Source organism: Okeania sp. SIO3I5 (assembly GCF_010672085.1).
Classification (GTDB): Bacteria; Cyanobacteriota; Cyanobacteriia; order Cyanobacteriales; family Microcoleaceae; genus Trichodesmium.
This window is the reverse complement of the sequence record NZ_JAAHHT010000035.1, coordinates 39,357-64,099: the sequence shown is the minus strand read 5'-3', so window position 1 is coordinate 64,099 and position 24,743 is coordinate 39,357. Positions and strand designations below refer to the sequence as shown.

The following is a 24,743-nucleotide window of genomic DNA, read 5'->3' as shown; positions in this document are numbered from 1 at the left end:
CGGGACCAGCAGGACCACCGGGACCAGGAGCACCAGTGGGACCCACAGGACCAGCGGGACCAGGAGCGCCAGCGGGACCAGGAGCACCATCTAATCCGGGAGTACCAGGAGCACCAGCGGGACCTACAGGACCAGCGGGACCAGCAGGACCACCGGGACCAGGAGCACCAGTGGGACCCACAGGACCAGCGGGACCAGGAGCGCCAGCGGGACCAGGAGCACCATCTAATCCGGGAGTACCAGGAGCACCAGCGGGACCTACTGGACCAGCGGGACCAGCGAGACCAGGAGTACCATCTAATCCGGGAGTACCAGGAGCACCAGTGGGACCCACAGGACCAGCGGGACCAGCGGGACCAGGAGCGCCAGCGGGACCAGGAGCACCATCTAATCCGGGAGTACCAGGAGCACCAGCGGGACCTACTGGACCAGCGGGACCAGCAAGACCAGGAGTACCATCTAATCCGGGAGTACCAGGAGCACCAGCGGGACCTACTGGACCAGCGGGACCAGCGAGACCAGGAGTACCATCTAATCCCGGAGTACCAGGGCTACCAGCCGGACCTACAGGACCAGCGGGACCAGGAGTACCATCTAATCCCGGAGTACCAGGAGCACCAGCGGGACCTACAGGACCAGCGGGACCACCAGGACCAGGAGCACCAGCGGGACCAGGAGTACCATCTAATCCCGGAGTACCAGGACTACCAGCGGGACCTACTGGACCAGCGGGACCAGCGAGACCAGGAGTACCATCTAATCCCGGAGTACCAGGACTACCAGCCGGACCTACTGGACCAGCGGGACCAGCAGGACCAGGAGCACCAGCGGGACCAGGAGCACCATCTAATCCCGGAGTACCAGGAGCACCAGCGGGACCAGCGAGACCAGCGAGACCAGGAGTACCATCTAATCCCGGAGTACCAGGAGCACCAGCGGGACCTACTGGACCAGCAGGACCAGCGAGACCTACTGGACCAGCGGGACCAGCAGGACCAGGAGCACCAGCAAGACCAGGAGTACCATCTAATCCGGGAGTACCAGGAGCACCAGTGGGACCCACAGGACCAGCGGGACCAGCGGGACCAGCAGGACCAGGAGCACCAGCGGGACCAGGAGCACCATCTAATCCCGGAGTACCAGGAGCGCCAGCGGGACCAGGAGCGCCAGCGGGACCAGGAGCGCCAGCAGGACCAGCAGGACCGGAAGGCCCTATAGGACCTATAGGACCAGCAGGACCGGGTATTATTGGAATTGGGACTTCAACAAATTGGTCAGCAAAAACTTCTGGCCCATCAACTAACTCAAAGCCTGGTACAGTTGTTGGTTGTCCAGGAATAAGAGTGTTAATAGGTGAAGGAACGAATAAATTTTGATCTGTAATTTGAAGTGCTTCTAAAACAGCATCTTCTGGAAAACTAGAATCATTAAACATTTCTTTTCTCAAGAAAGTAATTTTTCCCAGATTATAAGTGAGAACTCCACTTTTGAGAATAAAAATTTTTTGATCTAGCTATCAAAATACTATGCATATTTAATGAATTAAAAAATCTTTAAGTGGCCCAACACTTACTCTCTCTGAAGCCAAATTTTTTGTGAAGCCACACCTTGAAATTATTTGAATTTAACTGAAATTAAATATAGATGGCATATTCAGAAACTCAAAAACTCATTCGGTTATCAAATCTACTTTCCATAGTATTTCCATAAATTCCAACCAATCGGCTTTGATTCTAGCTTATGATTACTTTGAGTTCTAATAGTTGATTTAACTATCTATATCAATCCCATAAAATACTTGAAACTTTTCTTTATATAAAAAATGCTAAGTACGAAACTTAAAGATAGAATCAAAAAATAACACGCTCAAAAAAACATTTAAATAGCCAAATTAAGCAAAAAATAATACAAAAAAAATAAAGACGTTAATTATTTTTTCAAAGTTCCCTGATGAGACAATATGAATAGATACAATGATAGTTATATAAAATATTGAAATTTTCCTAATAAGAGTTACTTAAACGCTTTCTGGCTCAAGTGTCTTGGACTAAAAATCAAGCTTTACCGTAATAAATCTCTTTAGTCTATCCCTCCAATACATTGCCAATGCCATAGTTCCTTAAATTACGGAAAAATTTAACTATCTATATCAAACATCGATCAAAAATAATGTATGGCAGTCTAAGTAAAGGGCGCGGACATTTCTAAATCCTGTTTGCGCAGCATGACCTAGGAAAAAACCCTTTGACAGTTTACTATTCCCTATTCTCTATTCCCTATTCCCTAGCGCTATAACAACCTTGGTTTTGAGCTGTTGCTAATATCAAACTCTGCCCAAAATTAAACCTTAAGCCTTGCCTCAGTCAAGCAAGAATCTCTAGTTAGATTACTTCCTTCCTCACAACAAAGCTTTGATTTAACCAGAGAGTGTCAAAAAGTGCTAATACCTGGTACATTAACCGAATATCAGTAACCAAGATTCAAAGTAAATTTATGAAAGTTCTAGTAATTGGTGGCGATGGCTACTGCGGTTGGGCAACCGCTCTTTATCTTTCCAATCAAGGTTATGAAGTAGGTATCCTAGACAGTATGGTTAGGCGACACTGGGATATGGAACTTCAAGTCGAAACCCTGACACCTATTGCCCCTATCCAAAAACGAATCCAACGTTGGAAAGACCTTAGTGGCAAAAAAATTGACCTATATATAGGAGACATTACCAACTACGACTTCCTCAGTAAAACACTACGTCAGTTTGAACCAGAATCTATAGTCCATTTTGGCGAACAGCGTGCAGCTCCATTTTCTATGATTGACCGGGAACACGCTGTTATGACCCAAGTTAATAATGTCGTTGGTACTCTTAATATTCTCTATGCGATGAAAGAGGATTTTCCAGACAGCCACTTGGTTAAACTGGGAACTATGGGAGAATATGGTACCCCTAATATAGATATTGAAGAAGGCTACATTACTATTGAACATAATGGACGTAAAGATACTCTGCCCTATCCAAAACAACCAGGGTCTTTCTATCATCTAAGTAAGGTTCACGATAGCCACAATATTCACTTTACCTGCAAAATATGGGGACTTCGTGCTACAGACCTCAATCAAGGAATAGTATATGGTGTTGCTTTAACTGGCCTTTTAGATGATGAAATAATCAAAGATGAACTTTTGATTAACCGTTTGGACTATGATGGAGTTTTTGGTACAGCTCTCAATAGATTTTGTATTCAAGCAGCAATTGGCCACCCACTCACTGTTTATGGTACAGGTGGACAAACTCGTGGCTTCTTAGATATTAGAGATACTGTCCGTTGTATGGAAATAGCGATCGCTAACCCCGCAGAAGCAGGACAATTTCGAGTGTTTAACCAATTTACTGAAATGTTTAGTGTACTAGGACTAGCAGAAATGGTAAAAACAGCGGGTAAAACTATGGATTTAGATGTGCAGATTAAAAACTTGGATAATCCTAGAGTAGAATTAGAGCAGCATTATTTTAATGCTAAAAATACGAATCTATTAGATCTTGGTTTAAAACCTCATTACCTTTCTGATTCTCTCCTAGACTCTTTGCTCAATTTTGCTATTAAGTATAAAGAAAGAGTCGATAAAGACCATATTTTACCTAAAGTATCTTGGCATCGAGAAAAAACTCAATAATTAGATTCTGTCAAAAGTACATTAGTATCTCAAACTGAGGAAAAAAACAAACAATCAGATTCTGTTAAAAGTACATTAGTATCTCAAACTGAATAAAAATTCTATCTTTAATAGATTGATATTCAGTAAATATAGTAGTTTTACTTGTGGTTGGGATTATAGATAATGAATTTAATAATACTTTCAACCTGAGTGTCGGTCTAAAGACAAAAGCAAGAGGTAATATATCTATTTATTACCTCTTCTAATATTGATAGATTTAATTTAGGTTGATTCAAAGATTTGGCTAATTTTTAGATATAAAATGGAGTAAGTTCAAATAATTTCTATCCTCATATAAAGTTTAAGAAACTCCAAGCCAATGTCTAAAGTTTTACCTTAAAATTCAGTTATTTTTACTGTTTTTTATTAAGAATCATTGACCAAAAAATAACGGATTAAATCTACTATTTTAAGGGGATATAGCATTTCTCATAAAGATGAGGTACAGTTACGATCCCCCTAAATCCCCCTTTTCAAGGGGGACTTTGAAGACTCCCCCCTTTTTAAGGGGGGCAGGGGGGATCTAAAACTGTATCTCACCAATTTGAGAAACGCTATAAAAAAAATTGACTTTAGTATTTCAAGCATAAGGCTTGATTTAGAGGTACTGATAACTGATAACTAAAATGACAAACCCTAACAAAAACTCATATCTAAAATTACTCAAGACTACTACTTAGTTAATATGCAGTTAGTCACAGAAAACTACTTAACTCAAGTTAGTAATTGGCCAGAACGAGGTAAACATATATTAGCGCAATTTGATGAAAACTCTATAGTTGTCTATCAAGCATATAAACCAGAAATAGGTCGTTTTGCCGCTTCAAAAGGTTACTTTGGTGGTGAATTTAGTCTAAGTAGAATGAGTTGGATTAAACCCAACTTTTTGTGGATGATGTATCGTTCTGGATGGGGAACAAAAATAGGGCAAGAAGTTATTCTCGCTGTAACTATTAAACGCACAGCATTTGATGAAATTTTAGTAAATGCAGTACATTCAAAATTTATTCCAACTATTTACAAAACTCAAGAAGAATGGCAAAAAACTTTGAAGCGATCGCCTGTAAGATTGCAATGGGACCCAGATCATAATCCTATGGGTGAAAGAGTGGAACGAAGAGCAATTCAATTAGGGCTACGGGGTGAATTTTTACGCAATTATAGCCGAGATTGGATTCTTAAAATAGAAGATATTACAGAATTTGTACGACAGCAGCGTAGTAATAGAGATTCAAGTAAATGGATTAATTTAATTACACCCACAGAAAATGTTTATCCAGTAGATAATTTAGAATTTAGTAGGGAATGATGTTGGCTAACTTTCTGGAGCTATCAAGTATTTGTGCTTAATATTTGGCTGACAATTTGACTTTTGAGAAAGGTCAATTAAGATCATTTATAGAGTATAAATACTTGGCAAATTAGTAATTTTTATACTATTTTTAATGCCACAAGTTGACGCGCAGAATGTAGGTTCAAGTCACTTATATAGCAGGGAACTGGGAACAATGGGAAAAACATTTCCTACTCTAAGATTTATCATCAATCCATGTCCTAAAGAATTATTTTTTACCTATATAACTGACTTTTAAGCTAACTCAAAATTTGAGACATAACGCGCCAAATTTACTACCCTCTCATCAAATCTATTACCAGATCAAAAAATTAATCAATCAATATTCTTGCTAATATTTTTCCAGCTAATAAATTTATATTTATTAATTTATGAAGATAGCCCTATTTACTGAAACCTTTTTACCAAAAATAGACGGTATAGTTACCCGTCTATGTCATACTGTCGAACATCTACAACGTCTTGGCGATCAAGTCCTAATATTTTCTCCCGCAGGAGGACTTACAGAATATAAAGGAGCAGAAATTTGTGGCATTGAAGGTTTTCCCCTACCCCTATACCCAGAATTAAAATTAGCTATACCAACTCCCACTATTGGAGAAAAGCTAGAACAATTTCAGCCAGATATAGTTCACGTCGCTAATCCTGCCGTCTTAGGATTGGGTGGCCTCTACTATGCGAAAAAACTAAATATTCCACTTGTGGCATCTTATCATACCCACCTGCCTCAATACTTACATCACTATGGTTTAGGAATGCTAGAAGGCTTACTTTGGGAATTACTCAAATCAGGTCATAACCAAGCAGACCTAAATCTTTGTACCTCTACAGCAATGGTAGAAGAACTAAGTAACCATGGCATTGAACGAGTGGACTTATGGCAGAGGGGAGTAGATACAGAATTATTTCAACCCCACCACGCAAGTGAGGAAATGCGTGATCGCCTCAGTCAAAGAAACCCCGACAGTACAATACTACTATATGTTGGGCGTTTAGGTGCAGAAAAAGAAATCGAGCGTATTAAACCAATCTTAGAAGCTATTCCCAATGCTCGCCTCGCTCTTGTAGGTGATGGCCCGAACAGAGAAACCCTGGAACAACATTTTGCAGACACGCCCACTAATTTTGTAGGGTATTTACGGGGTCAACAACTGGCCTCTGCTTATGCTTCTGCCGATGCCTTCATCTTTCCCTCTCGCACCGAAACTTTAGGATTGGTACTTTTAGAAGCAATGGCCGCAGGCACTCCAGTAGTAGCAGCAAATTCGGGAGGAATTCCTGATATTGTCACTAATGGAATAAATGGTTATCTATTTGATCCAACTGATGAAAAAGGAGCCATTACAGCTACTAAAAAACTTTTAGCCCACTCAGAAGAACGAGAAACCTTAAGAAAAAATGCTAGATCTGAAGCAGAACGTTGGGGATGGTCAGCAGCAACTCAGCAATTAAGAAACTATTATCAAAAAATTGTTTCTGCCCATTCCATACCATCAGCAGCATAATAATATGACCTAGACATTTTATAGATTTTTGTCTAGGATATTCAGTAAAATTAGCCTCTAGCCATCAAAATTTTCAAGTCTCTGAAGAAAGTAGTCGAAGTAATTTGACCTGATCTACTTGATTTGCCAAAAAAGATATAGCAGTCCAATGAAACTGTCCATTCATCAAAGGTTTTTCCCCTATATCCTTAATATATGTTTGACGCGCCAAATCAACTTGGTTTCTCTTTTGTTTGGTGTATATTAAAAGCGATCGCTAGGTTTTAAGAATTGATTACCTCTGGACTTCTGTGTATCACCACAGAATTTCTATAGAAAAGCTTTAAACTTAGATTTTTAGCAGAAAATGGAGGTAAATGCGTCGCCGAGCGAGTCGGCAACTTTTTGATTGGTTAAGTGGGAAGAATAAGCTATTGTATTATTGTTGCGGGTGGGCAATACAAGAAAAATTAGGACGCGGAGTGTAACCCCCCCCCATCCCCTCCCAGGAGGGGATCATCACCCACCCCCAGCAAGAGGGGTAAATACAGAAAGGGAAAACTTATCTAAAGTTCATTAAACTTACTCATAACTATAGCTATCAAACTATCTAGGAGTAAGTTTTGATTTTGTCTATATTAAAAAAGTAATTCGCTTTGGTCTTTGACCAAGGAATAAAGGGTTTGCCGTTTAACCCTGTAGTGTTAGATCCACTTGTGTTTGAGTAGACTTTCCGACCTTCTCGTTCAGTTTAAGTAAGTTTAGTTGAGCGGTTAGGTGCAGTACCATAAGAAAGGTAACCCACCGAGGAGCTTAGGTTTAGTAGGAATCTCAGCGTCTTTAGGCCGGGGAGGATGTCAATAAACAAACTTTCCCACTTTGGACAATTTAACCAGGGCAAAATAAACTTAAGTTGGAGCCATTTAACTTTAAGAAAAACCAGTCCAAATGACATTCTCGAACGCTGCTGGTAGTATTCTGGCAACATTGACTCAAGTTGATCGTATGGGTCTACTGGCAACTCGTGTCAAGGATTTGCCAGTAGGAGAGTTTGTTTGTCTACTGGACTTTATAACTGCAGAATTTCATCAGTATCTGCGGGCCATAGACTTAATTAATAATGAAGGTATAGAAACTTTATTAGAACAACTATTAGATGCTTTTACATTAAAAATTGGTCAAGTCCTGAAAGCAGATCGAACAACTATTTTTCTAGTTAACCAAGAAAAAAAACAACTTTGGTACAAGACAATTGTAGAAAATACAGGTAAATCTCAAGAGTACCACTTACCAATTAATGTTGGTATTTTAGGCCATGTGGCCATCGCGGGAGAAGCACTAAATATTGCCGATGCCAAGAGTCATCCACTCTTTAACGAAGAGGTAGACCAACCTAGAGGCTATGATACTCGTACTATACTCTGTATGCCAATTTTTAGTACCACAAACTTCCAGCAACCAGTTGCAGTGGTACGACTACTGAATAAAGCAAGTGATGTCCCCTTCGATCAAGAAGATGAAAAACTATTCCGCTCTTTCGCTGACTCAATGGGGATTATTCTTGAAAGTTGTCAATCTTTCTATGGTGCAGCTCGGAATCAGCGAGGAGTATCAGCACTTTTAAAGGCTACCACAACTTTAGGCCAAAGTCTAGACTTGGAAACAACTTTAAGAGCTGTAATGGACCAAGCTCGGAATCTGATGCAAGCAGACCGTAGCACATTATTTTTACTAAGTAAAGAAACAAATGAACTTTGGACTAAGGTAGCGACAGTAGATAGAAAAAAAATAGTGGAAATTAGAATACCAGCAAATCGTGGTATAGCGGGTTATGTTGCTTCTACTGGACAAACTCTGAATATTCCTGATGCTTATATAGATCCTCGTTTTGACCCTAGTACAGACCAAAAAACAGGTTATCAAACAAGAAATATTCTTTGTATGCCTGTATACAATGCTAAAGGTGAATTGATTGGTGTAACTCAGTTAATTAATAAAAATCAAGGTAATTTTACTGCTTCAGATGAACAATTTTTATTAGCTTTTAATGCTCAAGCAGGTATTGCTCTCCAAAATTCTCAATTATTTGAAAATGTTTTAGTCGAAAAACAATATCAGAAAGATATTCTACAAAGTTTGTCTGATGTTGTAATTTCGACAGATTTGCAAGGCAGAATTGTGACTATTAATGAAGCAGCTTTACAAATGTTAGGATGTCCGATTAATCAAGAGGTAAAAAGTCAAGTAACTAGACAAGTTTGGGAGGAAAAACTCATTGGTAGATATATATGGGAAGTTATACCAATTGAAAACTTAAAGTTCCGTTTAGAAGATAGTCTTAAGCATGGTACTAGACAATATGTTCCAGAACAAAATTTACGAGTAGGGTTATTGATAGAAAAAGAAGAGGAAGAAGAAGTTCATATTTTAGCAGTTCCAGACCCAAAAAATCCCAATATTTATGTTGCTTGGGGAGAAAAAATATCGACAAATACCCAGGAAAATCTCATCCAAAATAATCACAAAAATATTAGTAAATCCATAGATTCATCAGAAATAGATCAAGTCTTTGAAAAGAGTCTGAATTTAACAGTTAATCCCCTAAATAATCCTGAAGGTGGCGTGCGAGGTGGGTTGGTAGTTTTAGAAGATATTAGTCAAGAAAAACGGATGAAAAATACTATGTATCGCTACATGACTCCAGAGGTAGCAGAACAAGTAATGGCTTTAGGAGAAGATGCTTTACTTGAAGGAGAACGTAAAGAAGTTACTATTTTATTTTCTGATATTCGAGGTTATACAACTATTACAGAAAATCTAGAAGCGTCTGAAGTAGTTAAGCTTCTAAATCAATATTTTGAGACAATGGTAGAGGCAGTATTTAACCATGAAGGAACTCTGGATAAATTTATTGGGGATGCTTTAATGGCAGTTTTTGGCGCACCATTATCTTTAGAAAATCATGCTTTAATGGCAGTTAAAACTGCTTTGGATATGCGTCGTCGTCTCCGGGAATTTAATTTATCTCGTCCTGATGAAACACAATTTAAAATTGGTATAGGTATTAGTTCAGGAGAAGTAGTTTCTGGTAATATTGGTTCCCAAAAACGAATGGATTATACAGTGATTGGTGATGGTGTAAATTTGAGTTCCCGTTTAGAAGCAATTACTAAACAATATGGCTGTGATATTATTTTAAGTGAGTTTACTTATCAACTTTGTAGAGATCATATTTTGGTTAGGGAGTTAGATAAAGTTAGGGTTAAAGGAAAACAAAAGGCGGTGAGTATATATGAATTAATTAGTGCTAATTCTCAACCTCTTGACAAGGAAACAGAAGAGTTTGTAGAACTTTATATTAAAGCTAGAGAAGCTTACATGAAAAAGAAATTTTCTCAGGCAATAAGTTATTTTGAGCAGGCACAAAAAATTAAACCTAAAGATGGAGCTGTTGCTATACACATTGAGCGATCGCTTAACTATATAAAAACTCCACCACCTAATGATTGGGATGGTATTCATACTATGACAACTAAATAAAAAGTAGGGAGTAGGGGAGTGGGGGAGTGGGAGGTGTGGGGAGTGTGGGGAGTGGGGGGAGTGTGGGAAGTGTGGGGAGTGTGGGAGGTGTGGGAGGTGTGGGGAGAAACTACTTACTAGAATAAAACAGCTCTGAACCTTACTCAAGACTTCATTTATTAAGTAATAATTAAGGTTCAGTATTATTTTTACATTAGACATCTCTAAAAATAAAAAATAAAATCAATTCTTATCCATAAATGTATGAATTACTTCTCCCTATTGCCCATTGCCTATTCCCTATTCCCTATTTTCAAGGAGATGTCTATTGACTGATAACTAATAACTAAATTATCTCAAATACCAAAAAAGATGAAACTAACAATATTGGCAATTATCATTATTTTATCTCAACTTAGCTCCATTAATTCAGCCAAAGCAGCTAATCCACGAGATATTAGAAGACTATTAGAAACTAATGAGTGTTCAGGATGTGACTTGAGAAAAGCTAACCTATCTAATGCTAACTTGATTGGAGCTGTGCGACTCGTTGGCCACTAAACTAGGAAACTAGACATAAATGGCCGTTCCAAGTCAATACATGAGGACAACCTCGACTTGTGAATAACTCTTATATCCTTCGAGGTGAAATTCCTCCGCCTTGTTGTTAGGTAGAAAGCATAGGCCACGGAGTAGAGACTGAACATCAATCTCCGAAGCTGGCTTAAAAGCGGGATGCGGACCAGTTACCGAGGAACGATACCGCGAGCAAAGGCTGACAAGTGGACGAACAGGAAGGTAATAAAACTCTCGTTATCAAGAACCATTCCAAAGGTAGCTATGGAATGTAGGACAAAAGTCAGGGGGTCTTTGGATAATTGCTAGCTCTGAAATTATCAGCAACCATACCGAACCCTCCGGGAGACTTTACCTCACTAAATCAGCCGTAATAAAGGAATAAGGGAACGAGGAAACCTCTCTAGGACACCTAAGAATATAGGTCGAAATCTTAGGAAGCCATTCAAGGCCAATCTACGCTTTGGACGTAGGTCTTAGAGAGAGTAGGATTGGGTAAGAAGCATAATTATGCAGACGTACCCACTGTTAGACGTAATGTAAGGTAATAATTAGCGATGAATAAGGCTAAAACACTAAAAAGACGTTTAGGAAATCCTAAACCATTTTTAAGCGTGGCATGGGATACAGACGATATACCGAATCAAGTTAGTATCAATCCTAACCTCAAATGGAGAGATATGAATTGGAGACGGGTTGAGAAGAATGTATTTAAGTTGCAAAAATTAATTTACAGAGCATCCAGCCGTGGCGAAATCCGCAAGATGCGTAAATACCAAAGACTTCTGACCAAAAGTTATTACGCTAGGTTGCTAGCTGTTAGGCGCGTAACTCAGGATAACCAGGGTAAGAAAACTGCCGGGATAGATGGTGTTAAAAACCTACCTCCAATGCAGAGACTTAACTTGGTTGATTTATTAAACACGCGATACCTCAAAGCAAGCCCTACCCGTAGAGTCTGGATACCTAAACCAGGGAGGGATGAAAAGAGACCTCTTGGAATCCCCACAATGTACGATAGAGCGTTACAAGCCTTGGTTAAGTTGGGTATGGAACCAGAGTGGGAGGCACGTTTTGAACCTAATAGTTATGGTTTTAGACCAGGACGGTCAACGCATGATGCTATTAGTGCCATCTTTAGCAGCATCAACCATAAACCTAAATATGTGTTAGATGCTGACATATCCAAATGTTTTGACCGAATTAACCATGATGCACTGTTGAGAAAAGTAGGTCAAACTCCCTATAGACGATTAATTAAGAAATGGCTAAAGTCTGGGGTATTTGACAATAAACAATTCTCAAAAACTGTGGAAGGTACACCACAGTCCGGGGTAATATCACCTCTACTAGCAAACATCGCCTTACACGGAATGGAAGAATGTCTTAACAAATTCGCTGAAAGCCTACCAGGTACTAAAAGCGCAAACAAAAAGGCATTATCATTAATACGCTATGCTGATGACTTTTTAATCCTACATAAAGACATCAAAGTAGTATTACAAGCAAAAACCGTAATACAGGAATGGTTAAATCAGGTAGGATTAGAACTAAAACCAGAAAAAACCAAAATTGCCCATACTTTGGAAGAATATGAAGGAAACAAACCCGGACTTGATTTCTTAGGTTTTACGATTAGGCAATGGAAAGTCAAGACAACCAAACAAGGATTTAAGACGCTGATTAAACCGTCCTCTAATAGTATAAAAACTCACTATCGGAAATTGGCGGATATATGTGATTCTCACAAAAACGCTCCTGCTAATGCTTTAATAGCTAAGTTAAATCCGATAATTAGAGGATGGGCTAATTACTTTTCCACTGTAGTCAGCAAGGAAGTATTCAATGAATTGGATCACCTCCTATGGAAAAGACTATGGAGGTGGGCAAGCAGAAGGCATCCAAATAAGTCAGCTCAATGGGTAAAGAAAAAGTATTTCCCCAACGTAAAAGGAACCCGAAATTGGGTATTAAACGATGGCGAATACATACTAAACCAACACTCAGATGTATCAATTATAAGACACATCAAAGTAAAAGGTACTGCATCACCTTATGACGGCAACTGGACTTATTGGAGTAACAGAATCGGCAAATATCCAGGCGTAAGGAAAGAAGTCACAACGTTGTTAAAGCAGCAAGAAGGTAAATGCGCGTATTGCGGACATTACTTCAGGCCGACTGACCTTATGGAAGTTGACCATATAAAACCAAGGTCTAAAGGTGGTGACAACACTTATAAGAATAAACAACTGTTGCACCGACATTGCCACGACAGTAAAACCGCTTCAGACAAAAAAACATATCCAAAATTTAAACCCCAGGATTTACCTGAAAATTATATATGGATTGACGATATGCTAACTCTAAAGCAGGATGTACCTATGACAAAGGACGTCTAGGAGAGGAGCCGTGATGAGGTGAAAGTCTCACGTCCGGTTCTGAAGACGAGTCGGGTAGGGTAACTTACCTGGCTTAGTTTAACGATTTAGAAGGTGCTAACCTTGAAGGAGCAAATTTGTCTGGCGCTAACCTAGCAGTAACTATTCTTTCTAATGCTAATCTTTCTAATGCTAATCTTTATAGAGCAAAAATGAATGATGCAGTTCTTCGAGGTGCAAATTTAACAGATGCTTACTTAGCTCATGCCAATTTATCTAGAGCTTATCTTACAGAAGCAAATTTAGAAAATGCTAATCTATTTGAAGCAAATTTGATTGAATCTCTTGCTAGTGGAGCTAATTTATCTAATGCAAATTTACGTCAATCATATTGGTTTAGAGCTAACTTAGAAAATGCTGATTTTAGTGAGTCCGATCTTTTCAATGCTAATATGCATCAAGCAAATTTGAAGGATGCAGATTTTTCTAATGCTAACCTTACTAAAGCTAAATTAATGGAAACAAATATCACTCTAGCTAATCTCAGTGGAGCGAATTTAGAAGGAGTTAACCTGCGTGGTACAAGCATAGGTCCAACTGTATGTTTAATTACTAATTTGATAGGTTGTGCGCCAGAAAAAGTCATTCCTTAAAACAAGTTTCCCCCTGCTCCCTACTCCCTACTCTCTACTCCCTCTTTTGAAAGTTTGATCTACAAATTCAAACTTTCTAGCTCTTGCCACAACTGATTCATAAATTCCTCAATATTTGTTAATTCCATATGACCTACAACTTCCCATTCTTCAGTGGTATATTCATCGTCAATTCTCATAACATCTTGTGTCCAATAAGCAAAATTAGATGGTTTTTCCATGAGTTTTCGAGCCATTTCTTCTGCTATTTGACCAGGATTTTCTCCAGTAACTTTTGTTGCCAAACAAAATTTTAATAATTTTGCTAAGTTAGTATCTGGAGAAACTAACATGAGAAATGCCATATTTTTTGCTAATAAGTATTTGTGTGATTCCATAAATTCTCTACCTTTTGTTATTAATTGATTTTAGGATGGTAGAATTTTAGCATTTTTGTGGCATTGTACAAATTTCTCTAGTCTTAAATTGTAAGGATTCAGCCATCAGTTATCAGCTATTGCTTTTAGTTTTAGATAAAAGTTTTACTAATTGAATTAGAATTAAATCTTAACTACAAAAGCTGTCTTTAAAGTCTATATTCCATTTAAACTCTCTCCTTTTGCTGAGATTTGACGCCTAATAGCTGAATGCTTACCTTAAATTTACTTAGGGTTTGCTGATTAAATTTTAAAGCATTAACTCCTAAAGGTTTTAGTCGGTAATGGTCTTGAAAAAGTACAAGGTTTTTGCTCCTTAGAGCTGCATAAAGTTAGGATTTTGGGTTGACAAGAACCGAAAAATTACGAATTACAGCGCTTTTCAGATTGATGAACCACATCGTCAGAACCAAAACCCCGTAGGGACGTTCCATGGAACGTCCCTGCTGTGGTTTACTGAAATGAAAACTGCTGTAAATTCTTCCTTCTGTCTCCTCTAAATTCCTTACTCCTCCAGTCTCGAGTCTCCTGTCTCCTGACTCCTACCCTCACCCATGCATACTTTTTCAGCAAACCCTACTTATGTTTAGAACCATCTGGCATAATTGCATCTTTTAAATAAGCATTAGAAAGTTCATAAATACTTACTTTAGCATCTTTAAGATTAGCACCAACTAAATAAGTTTCTGTTAGATTAGCACCACTTAAACTTGCTCCAGTCAAATTAGCACCACTTAAATTTGTATTGCTCAAGTCGGCACAAACTAGATTAGAGTAGTTTAATTTACTATTACTAATATTGGCATTTTTCAAATTAGTAAAACTCAGATTTGCTTCAGTTAAATTACTGGTAGATAGTTTAGCGGAACTTAAATTTGCATAGCTTAAATTGGCTTTTTTGAGATTAGCATTTTCTAGGTTTACTTCGCTTAAATTTGCCTCATTGAGATTGGCATTTTTTAAATCAATATTTGCTAAATATGCTCCTGATACTTGTAAACTTCTCAAAGAAATACCGTCTTTATTTAAGTCTTGAATTGCCATAAATCTAGCCTGACTATCTTTGACACCTTTAGCTGCATCTATTATACTCCAAGCTTGGTAATGAAATTCTTTTTTTCGGTCAGGAGCTTCTTTAACAAATAAAACTACAGCTACAATAACACTAATAACGTCAGCAGAATCCAATGTCTTAGCCAAAAAAGAATCTTCACCTACGATATTAACCAGTATAACTGTAATAATGACTGCGATAATTACTACTGACAATTTTGGTAATTCCCAGAAAACATTAATAATTTGCTCTATCAATTTTTGTGTTTTTAGTGTTGCTGCTTCAGGAGAATATTGCCGATCAGACTGTTTTTTTGTTTGGTTAACTTTTGGTCTAACTTTTTGTTGAGTAGTCTGGTTTGATAGAGATTTTTCTTGTGGTTCAGAAGTAGGTTTTGTAGCTGTTGTTTCTGTCTGTTGAATTGAAGGTTTATTTGTATCTATATAACCTGCACCTTCAAACATAAATCTTGTAATCTGACCAATTGCATATACCCAAGCGTTACTAACTTCTAGAGTCCAATCTTCCTGAAGATATTGCTTTAAAGTTTTCAGTAATGTTTTTCCTACTAAAGGATAATGTTGTTTCAAAGTACCATAATTAACATGACGGGCACCAAGGTTTCGTAATACTTCCGCTAATGCTTCTGGGTTGCGTAAACTTTCCACTACCAACACTAAGGAATTGAGCAATTTTTTCTGTTGATTTTCTATATCAGTATTAGCAAATAATGGTTTTGCTTCTGGATATGCTGCAAATAGATTTTCATAGAAACTTGCTGCAAATTCTTCCCCATGAGGTTTAATTTTTTCAAAACTATTTTCAATCACTTCTACCTGTAATTGAGAACTTGGTTTTGGAACTGGTGCTTTCTCTAGATTAATTTTAGATGTTGAAAGTGAAGGAGTTGGAGTTTCTGTTTTTGTTTCCGTTATTCCTTCAATAGATGACTCAATATTAGGAAGTGTCATCTCCATATTTTCTTGTATCTCTATTTCTACATCTGTCTCCACCTGAGATAGAGAATTTGCACCTTTCAACATCAGTTTTGCAATTCCACGATAAGCAGATACCCAAGCTACTTTTACTTCAGGATTCCAATTTTCTTGAAGATACTGCTTTAAGGTCTCCAGTAGTGCTATACCTATCATAGGATAATGTTGCTTTAGAACTCCATAATTGACATGTCGCGCTCCCAATGCTTGCACAACTTCTTTTAATGCTTCTGGATGTCGGAGATTTTCCACTACTAAAATTAGAGCATTAAGCAACTTTTTCTCTTGCTTCTCTATATCAGTATTAGCAAACAGTGGTTTGAGTTCTGGATATGCTGCAAATAGATTTTCATAGAAACTTGCTGCAAATTCCTTCCCATGGGGTTTAATTTGCTCAAAACTTTGTTCTATAGTTTGAATTTTTGACCGCATTTTTTATGTTCAATAATTAGGGTTTAATGATAAATTATCAAAGCATTTACAGGTAAAAGTTTTAGCCTTTTTCGGTCAAAAAAATGTCAGCTTTTGAGTCCAAAAAGCTCAAAAATTGAGGATTTTGAGCAGACAAAATTTGATATCCAAACCCTTCTCACCCTCCCTACATTCTGCTTTTTTGAGCAAACCTAACTAGAGTTTGCTCAAAAAATCTTCCCAGAAAGATACAGGTACAATTATTCCTCCTACTTTCGAGCGTCTCCCTACCCAAACTTCCCATACTTCCTACACTTCCTTGACGCACTACATTTTTTTTCCAGGTTTAGCACCATTTAAACTAATGATACATCAGGATTCCATATTTATTCAGCAAGTCCTATTCAGTATAAAATTCAACAAAAACTATAATTTTGATGAATATCTTAATGTAAAGTATCGTAACAATTCAGATCAAAATCTTGAGAAATCTAACTTTAGTTTTACGAGGGGTCTAACCTATAAATTTGAAGTAATATAATGAAGCAAAAATGATGAATAATATCGAAAAATATCGGCTTAGTTGTACCCTCACCTTTGGCGATATTTATGGCCAGATTATTGTCTGGTTAATAGTAGTATTTTTGAGTATTGCTGGAGGAGTTGCCCTGTGGACTAGCAGTAACCAAGTTTATGCTCTAGGAGCTATTGTTTTAGTTGTGGTCTTGTCTCTACCCTTCTTACTATTTTCTTTTGTAACTACCCTGTTAAATCATATTGAAGTTTCTTCAGTAGATCCTAATGAGGAAGAAGAGTTTCAAGTGTCAACACCCGGTCAGGAAACAGCAACATCTCTAAGCTAAATATTTTGAGTCTTTATTTCCTAACCTGAAAATTACTCAATTATTCAATTAATCAAGAATCTAAAACTATTAAAAACTTACCTGCCTAATGACAGGTAGGTTTTATAGCGCTAGGGAATAGGGAATAGGGAATAGGGAATAGGGAATAGTAAACTGTCAAAGGGTCTCAGGATTTAGAAATGTCCTAACCTTTACTTCGACTGCTATATCTTCAATTAATGGATAATTTATAATGGATAATTACTTTTCCCTTTTAGGGAGAGGATTAACTAAAAGGAAAAAAATAAATTTTTTCCCCTGTATTGGGGAGACTTTAAAGGTGAATTATTTAATTATTAATTATTAATTATTAATTATTCAGTAAGGATTTAGTGAACAAACCCCTTCTAAACTTATTCTCCAAAGTAAGCAGATTTGATATTACCTTATCTACTAGACATCTCCGATAATCAAAAATAAAATAAATTATCGTACAGAAATAATCAATTCTTTTTCCCTATTCCCTATTCCCTATTCCCTATTCCCTCTTTTGTAGAAAATTACTTTGTACTTACCTAAATGTTAGAACACGACATAATTATAGTAGGCGGCGGTCTCGCTGGCAGTCGCGCTGCTGTAGAAATAGCTCGCAAAAATCCTAGTTTAAATGTGGCGGTTGTTGCCAAAACTCACCCCATTCGTTCTCACTCCGTCGCTGCTCAAGGGGGAATAGCAGCATCCCTACAAAATGTAGACCCTGAAGATAGTTGGAAAGCTCATGCTTTTGATACTGTTAAAGGTTCCGACTATTTGGCAGATCAAGACGCAGTAGAAATTTTAGCTAAGGAAGCACCAGATGTAATTATTGACCTGGAACATCTGGGAGTATTATTTTCCCGGTTGCCAGATGGTCGTATTGCTCAACGTGCTTTCGGCGGTCATTCCCACAACCGCACTTGTTATGCTGCCGATAAAACTGGTCACGCTATTTTGCATGAATTAGTAAATAACCTCCGCCGTTATGGGATAAAAATTTATGAGGAATGGTATGTAATGCGTCTGATATTGGAAGACGGTCAGGCAAAAGGTGTGGTTATGTATCATATTTTGGATGGAGAAATAGTTGTACTTCGAGCAAAAGTGGTAATGCTTGCCACTGGTGGTTATGGTCGGGTATTTAATACTACTTCCAATGATTATGCTTCCACTGGTGACGGTTTGGCAATGGCAGCAATGGCAGGGTTGCCTCTTCAAGATATGGAATTTGTGCAGTTTCATCCCACTGGTTTATATCCAGCAGGAGTTTTAATTTCAGAGGCAGTCCGTGGTGAGGGTGCTTATCTAATTAATAGTGAGGGCGATCGCTTTATGGCGAATTATGCTCCGAGTCGGATGGAGTTGGCGCCTCGGGATATTACTTCCCGTGCTATTACTTTGGAACTTCGTGCTGGTCGCGGAATTAATATGGATGGTACTGCAGGCGGTCCGTTTGTTTGTCTGGATCTGCGACACATGGGGCGGGAGAAAATTATGAGTAAGGTGCCGTTTGCTTGGGAAGAAGCTTATCGTCTTGTAGGTATTGATGCGGTGCATGAACCGATGCCAGTCCGTCCGACTGCTCATTATTCTATGGGTGGCATTCCGACTAATACTGATGGTAGGGTTTGGGCAAGTGCGGATGGTTTGGTAGATGGGTTATTTGCTGCTGGGGAATGTGCTTGTGTTTCGGTACATGGGGCGAACCGTTTGGGAAGTAATTCTTTGTTGGAATGTGTGGTTTATGGGCGACGCACTGGAGCAGCGATCGCTGAGTATGTTGAGGGTAGGAAGTTACCTGATGTTGAGGAGCAAGGTTATTTGGAGGAGGCGCGGTCACAAATTCAGGGGTTGTTAGAACGTTCTGGAGAATACCGAATTGATTTTTTACGGCAGCAGTTTCAGGATGCGATGAGCGAGCATTGTGGTGTATTTCGTTCCCAGGATGTCATGCAGCAAGGGTTGGAAAAATTGGAGAAGTTGCAGGAGCAATATCAGCAGGTTTATTTGGATGATAAGGGTAAGTCTTGGAATACAGAAATTATTGAGGCGTTGGAGTTGCGGAGTATTATTGTTGTGGGGGAGACAATTTTAAGTTCGGCGTTGAATCGTCAGGAAAGTCGAGGCGCTCATAGTCGAGAAGATTTTCCGCAACGAAATGATGAGAAGTTTTTACGGCATACTTTGGCGTATTATTCGTTGGCAGGAATTGATATTAGATATCGACCTGTGGCAATAACTATGTTTGAACCACAGGAACGGAAGTATTAACTAGGGCTTACTGAAAAAAGCAAAGTGTGGGAAGTGTGGGGAGGGTGGGGAGGGTGGGAAGACAGGAAAGTACATAGCTTCAAGAAAAGGTTTTGTTGTATGAAAACATATAGCTACCGCACAAGCTTAAGATCCATGTATTTCATACTTCTACAACTATTCTCCAATAAATAAATCAAACATCAAAGATTAATAAAAAAAAGGCTGAAACTTATACCTGTAAAGGCTTTGAGCGATTTAACTATTGGCCAATAAATAAATCAAACATCAAAGATTGATAAAAAAAGGCTGAAACTTATACCTGCAAAGGCTTTGAGCGATTTAACTATTGGCCAACAAATGAATAAAGCATCAAAGATTGATAAAAAAAAGGCTGAAACTTATACCTGGAAAGGCTTTCAGCAATTTAACTATTGGCCAACAAATGAATAAAGCATCAATGTATAGAAATAGGGTGATATAGCTGTCACTAGGTTCACCTTTCATGTCGGGGACAACCGAAAAGCGGAACGGATGTTCTGTGGTTATTACAACAAAGCCTCAAGAAAAAGTAAAAATTCTCAGAGCAATTACAGCAATGGATGAGAATGGTGAGGTACAGTTTTTGTAACATAAGCATCCTGCTTGTTACAGGTTGGAAGCCTGAACTAACTGCAAAAAGCAGTAAAATTTAGTACCTCACGCGCCTCCGAAATTGCTGTATATAGTAGGGATAATAAGTTAATCATTCCTACTTTTTAGTTTGACTATAAATATACTCAAAATTATTGAATACTCCCTTCAATCTGAGTAATAACAAATCAGTAGTCAGTAGTCAGTAGTCAGTAGTCAGTAGTCAGTAGGGGTGAGCAAGCGAATCACCCGTACAGTAGAAAATACTCAACCACTTATTTCTAGCTTCTAGGGGGTCTCAAGAAGAAAGAAACTCAACTGCCTAGAGTATCCTCAAAAGAAAGTAGATGGGATTATTGTATGTGCAATTAAACGGACTTGATATGAAACACAGTTTTTAAGTAAAAATACAGAAAAAACTCCACAACTTAATTGATAATCTTCATCAAAACTTTACTTTATTGAGCTTAATCTTGATCAAAACTTTACCTGAGATGAAGAGTTATTGTTTACAATAAGGAAGTAGATATTGATAAGGCTTTTTAAAGAAGCGATCGCCTAATACTATGCCTGAAAAAAGAATGTCACGAATAATTTGGTCAACTATTTTAGTTAAAGTCAGATGTATAGAATGTTCAAAGTAAAGAATGACATCAGAGTTATTTCTAGCCGACTATCCACTATTAACTATTAGAAACAGTCCAAATGTTTGTAGCAAGTATTTATCAAGCTTGGTATAAATATGGTTTATTTCTAATTTCATAAATATAAAGTTTGCAAGACAATATTTCCTAAAACTTTTCTGAACTATCTAAAACATTTCTACAAGAAAAAAACAATGACTAAGATGTATACAAACCAGAAACTCATGCCTGCACCTACAGCTTTTCCTACTATAAATACTAATACAAGTAATGCCAAAACAAACATTATTAAATACGATTTTGAGGTATCTCCTAATCTAGGAGAATTAAAAGAAAAAAGCTATTACGGTTCTTTCAGTTTCAATTCTTCGGAATTAACTGGAAAAACTATAGAGTTCATCAAAGTAGATAGCTTTGACTGTATATTTTTAGGTGTTGAATACAGCAAAACTGATTTATTGTTTGCAGAAGTTGTATTTAGGGACGGTAATTTTCTGGGATTAACTGCTAGTGGCGCAGATTTCTCTTTTATCTGTGGATTTTTTGAGTTGTCTGAGGCATCTTTTGCTTATAATATTAACTCTTGTTTTGGGGCAGGAAATTTGACCTTCTCTTTGAGAAAAGTAACTGATGATAAGGCGTTGGTAAATTAGGGTATGATTTGTATTTTTTGGTAATTGCTAAACTATTCAATAACAAATATTTGAGATTGTTCAATTTTTCTTTTCATACCTTGATTCAGCAACGCCTTGTGCAACAATGAAAGGATTGTATTAAACATCATAAATTATGTTGCCTAGCGACTTACTTTCTCATCGTCAAACCGGAGAAACAATTATTCCTCAAAAGCTGAAAATAGATGCCAAAAATTTAAGCATTGCCACAGAAATGATTAATTGTTTCCAAGAAACATTGGGAAAAACTCAAGGAGAACTAGATAAACGTTTACAATCAATTGAAGGAGATGACCCTAACTATCGCTTTAAACGAGGATTAGCACATATCCTCAGAGGCAGTTTTTCTACTTTTGAAATTATCAGTCCTCTTGAACCGATAGAATTAAGAAATCGGGTTTTTTCTATTGCTGCAGAAGTTGTTCCTAGTATCAAATCGACAGAATTAACTTTAGAAAATTTAGCAACTAAATTGAGTCAAGAATTAAACCGAGAAGTTGTACCTGATGAAATTAAAAAAGGTCTCTATGCAGACTTGCAAGAAAATCGAATTTTAACTCAATTTGATGCCCCCACACCAGAAGCATTATTACATAGATATAATCTTTCTCAAGTTCAAGGTATTTTTTATAAAGCTAGTCATATTGAATTAAATGCTCATCGCAACGATCCGGGAGAATATAAACTGTTATTTAGGTATGTAAAATTATTTCAATTAATGACTTATATTGAAGGAGATGCTGACCAAGGTTTTACCCTCACAATAGATGGTCCTTATAGTTTATTTAAACCTAGCACTCGTTATGGTTTAGCATTAGCAAAAATGTTACCTGCATTATTACACGTTACTAAATGGAGTTTACACGCAACTTTACAAAATCGCGACTCTTTTAGTGGAGCTTGGAAAACGGGTAAATTTACTCTTAATTCTGATTGTGGTTTAGTTAGTCATTATCCACCAGGAAAGCCTTATGATAGTATGTTAGAAGCATCATTTGCAGAACGTTGGGGTAAGTTAAAAACTGAGTGGAAATTAGAAAGAGAAGTTGATTTAATTCCAATTCCTGGTAGTGTGATGATTCCTGATTTTCGACTGGTACATCCCAATGGAGAATCATATTTATTGGAAATAGTTGGATATTGGCGACCGGAATATTTAAAAAAGAAATTTGCTCAGGTGCGCAGTGCTGAATGTGATAATTTAATATTGGCTGTTTCTGAACGATTAAATTTAGAAAAAGCAGGTGTAAAAATTAAAGATGTACCAGTTCCGATTGTGTGGTTTAAGGATAAGTTATTACCTAAGTCAGTTTTAGAAATTTTAAATTCATTTTAGACCAAATTATAGACTTAGAGCAGAATTTTAACTGATTGAAACTCAAAATTTGCCTTCAATTGATGTAGTAGTTGCTGTTCGTAGATATAACACTTCATATTTCAAAATTGAATAATTCCTTCCCAAAAAATACTTTTTCAGCAAACCCTAATTAGGGCTTACTGATTAAATCTGAAAGTGTTTACAGATAAAACTTTTAGCCTTTTTAAGTATTAAAAAAGTGCGAGATTTTGAGTTAAAAAGCCTCAAAATGTTAGTATTTTAGACGCATAGTTGGACAGAGAAATTGAGGAACAATTCTAACTTCTACCTCCTCTAAAATTCCCATTTCTATTGACTACTGACTACTACAAAGAGCAAAAATACTTTTTCAGCAAACCCTAATTAGGGCTTGCTGATTAAATCTGAAAGTGTTTACAGATAAAGCTTTTAGCCTTTTTAAGTATTAAAAAAGTGCGAGATTTTGAGTTAAAAAGCCTCAAAATGTTACTATTTTAGACGCATAGTTGGACAGAGAAATTGAGGAACAATTCTAACTTCTACCTCCTCTAAAATTCCCATTTCTATTGACTACTGACTACTACAAAGAGCAAAAATACTTTTTCAGCAAACCCTAATTAAATCCAAATCCAAATCAAGCTTACCAACAGAAATTAATCTAGCGTGCCGTCCGTGGAGGGTTTTCTCAACAGTATTCTCTACATTAGAAAAACTCAAACAAATTCGTAAAAAATCTGGAGGATAATAAACCAACTTCTCAGACCATTCTATAGCGACAATACCCAAAGGTACTTCTAAACCCTCCCAATAAATCTCTAAATTTAAAGCTTCAATTTCTGAACTTTCTAAGCGATATAGATCGAAATGATAAAGAGGAATTTTGCCAGAAAAATATTCATTAATTAAAGTAAATGTCGGACTATCAATTGTTTCTATTATTCTCAAACCTGCTCCGATACCTTGAACCAAAGTAGTCTTACCAGTACCTAAATTTCCCTCCAATAAAATTACACTACCAGCAGGTAAAATTTCCCCCAAACTTTTACCAAGATTGTAAGTAGCTCCTGCATTTTCTAGTGACAAAAAAAATTCTTGACTATTCATTTAATTGTTAATTGTTAAACTGGCTATTTTAGTTATCAGGCAAGCCGCCATAATTTATAACTAATACATTATTTATAGATATTTAATTAGGGTTTGCTGATTAAATTTTAAAGGATTTTACAGATAAAGGTTTTAGCCGTTTTAGGTCTGGAAAAAGTACAAGGTTTTTGCTCCTTAGAGCTGCAAAAAGTTAGGATGAAAGGGTTGACAAGAACCGAAAAATTACGAATTAAATTCTTCCTTCTGTCTCCTCTAAATTCCTTACTCCTCCTGTCTCGAGTCTCCTGTCTCCTGACTCCTACCCTCACCCATAAGACTTTTTCAGCAAACCCTAATTAGTGAGATCCAGACAACTTTTAAGCCCAAATATAGGCCAAACTCTCTTGATCAGAGGCAAATGATCAGGACTTACGCAAAATACGAAGTTATACACCACCTGTAGGGGCGAATGGCATTCGCCCTTACTATATATAGTGGTTCTGCGTAAGTCCTGATGATATGAAGATTAGGTAAAGATATTCATTTACTAATGCTTTATTTTTTACTAATTTTCAAGCTTAGTTGTAAGGCATACTTAGAGACTGTTTGTTAAAAGAAACTTAAACATTTATCTAGCGTGGATGAGGTAGGTAAACTGTTCGCCATAATCCAACAAAGATACCAAATA

Annotated in this window: 15 protein-coding genes and 1 pseudogene; 12 read left to right on the top strand and 4 right to left on the bottom strand. The window is 37.4% G+C overall.

Annotated features, from left to right (window positions below):
* On the bottom strand, positions 1-1,435 hold a 1,435-nt coding region (locus F6K40_RS11050; RefSeq protein ID WP_293135460.1), incomplete at its 3' end, for a collagen-like domain-containing protein.
* A 1,058-nt stretch (positions 1,436-2,493) separates the two neighbouring features.
* On the opposite strand from F6K40_RS11050, the gene F6K40_RS11045 reads away from it, so the two are divergent.
* From F6K40_RS11045 to F6K40_RS40775, 8 genes and pseudogenes are all read left to right on the top strand, one after another.
* A complete protein-coding gene (locus F6K40_RS11045) occupies positions 2,494-3,672 on the top strand; it encodes an NAD-dependent epimerase/dehydratase family protein (RefSeq protein WP_293135457.1) in 1,179 nt (392 codons plus the stop codon).
* A 727-nt stretch (positions 3,673-4,399) separates the two neighbouring features.
* Positions 4,400-5,023, top strand: a complete 624-nt coding sequence (locus F6K40_RS11040; RefSeq protein ID WP_293135454.1) for a DUF4291 domain-containing protein — start codon at positions 4,400-4,402, stop codon at positions 5,021-5,023.
* 416 nt (positions 5,024-5,439) lie between these two features.
* Positions 5,440-6,573, top strand: coding sequence for a glycosyltransferase family 4 protein (locus tag F6K40_RS11035; protein WP_293135451.1), 1,134 nt, complete (start codon positions 5,440-5,442; stop codon positions 6,571-6,573).
* Between the two features lie 927 nt (positions 6,574-7,500).
* Positions 7,501-10,092 (top strand): adenylate/guanylate cyclase domain-containing protein, encoded by a 2,592-nt coding sequence (locus F6K40_RS11030; RefSeq protein WP_293135448.1) that lies wholly within the window; start codon positions 7,501-7,503, stop codon positions 10,090-10,092.
* Between the two features lie 351 nt (positions 10,093-10,443).
* Positions 10,444-10,632 carry a pentapeptide repeat-containing protein gene (locus tag F6K40_RS11025; RefSeq protein ID WP_293135445.1) on the top strand — a complete coding sequence of 63 codons (189 nt, stop codon included), beginning with the start codon at positions 10,444-10,446 and terminating at the stop codon, positions 10,630-10,632.
* 572 nt (positions 10,633-11,204) lie between these two features.
* Positions 11,205-13,049, top strand: coding sequence for a group II intron reverse transcriptase/maturase (gene ltrA / locus F6K40_RS11020; protein WP_293135443.1), 1,845 nt, complete (start codon positions 11,205-11,207; stop codon positions 13,047-13,049).
* Positions 13,050-13,144: 95 nt separating this feature from the next.
* Positions 13,145-13,237: pseudogene (locus tag F6K40_RS41580) on the top strand (pentapeptide repeat-containing protein); the annotation flags it as partial.
* A gap of 3 nt (positions 13,238-13,240) precedes the next feature.
* Positions 13,241-13,681, top strand: a complete 441-nt coding sequence (locus F6K40_RS40775) for a pentapeptide repeat-containing protein (protein ID WP_483143766.1) — start codon at positions 13,241-13,243, stop codon at positions 13,679-13,681.
* A 59-nt stretch (positions 13,682-13,740) separates the two neighbouring features.
* Here F6K40_RS40775 and F6K40_RS11005 read toward each other — a convergent pair whose 3' ends face one another.
* Both F6K40_RS11005 and F6K40_RS11000 read right to left on the bottom strand, forming a co-directional pair.
* Positions 13,741-14,058, bottom strand: coding sequence for a hypothetical protein (locus F6K40_RS11005; RefSeq protein ID WP_293135440.1), 318 nt, complete (start codon positions 14,056-14,058; stop codon positions 13,741-13,743).
* 615 nt (positions 14,059-14,673) lie between these two features.
* Positions 14,674-16,578 (bottom strand): globin domain-containing protein, encoded by a 1,905-nt coding sequence (locus F6K40_RS11000; protein ID WP_293135437.1) that lies wholly within the window; start codon positions 16,576-16,578, stop codon positions 14,674-14,676.
* Positions 16,579-17,111: 533 nt separating this feature from the next.
* On the opposite strand from F6K40_RS11000, the gene F6K40_RS10995 reads away from it, so the two are divergent.
* The 4 genes from F6K40_RS10995 (at position 17,112) to F6K40_RS10980 (ending at position 22,972) form a co-directional block, all read left to right on the top strand.
* On the top strand, positions 17,112-17,420 hold the full coding sequence (locus tag F6K40_RS10995; protein ID WP_293135466.1) for a hypothetical protein: 309 nt from the start codon (positions 17,112-17,114) through the stop codon (positions 17,418-17,420).
* Positions 17,421-17,978: 558 nt separating this feature from the next.
* Positions 17,979-19,706, top strand: coding sequence for a succinate dehydrogenase/fumarate reductase flavoprotein subunit (locus F6K40_RS10990; protein WP_293135434.1), 1,728 nt, complete (start codon positions 17,979-17,981; stop codon positions 19,704-19,706).
* A 1,450-nt stretch (positions 19,707-21,156) separates the two neighbouring features.
* Entirely contained in the window at positions 21,157-21,615 is a 459-nt protein-coding gene (locus F6K40_RS10985) for a hypothetical protein (RefSeq protein WP_293135431.1), read from the top strand.
* Positions 21,616-21,751: 136 nt separating this feature from the next.
* Positions 21,752-22,972 (top strand): DUF790 family protein, encoded by a 1,221-nt coding sequence (locus tag F6K40_RS10980; protein WP_293135428.1) that lies wholly within the window; start codon positions 21,752-21,754, stop codon positions 22,970-22,972.
* A 603-nt stretch (positions 22,973-23,575) separates the two neighbouring features.
* Here the strand turns inward: F6K40_RS10980 and tsaE are convergent.
* On the bottom strand, positions 23,576-24,076 hold the full coding sequence (gene tsaE / locus F6K40_RS10975) for a tRNA (adenosine(37)-N6)-threonylcarbamoyltransferase complex ATPase subunit type 1 TsaE (protein WP_293135425.1): 501 nt from the start codon (positions 24,074-24,076) through the stop codon (positions 23,576-23,578).
* Positions 24,077-24,743 lie beyond the last annotated feature (667 nt).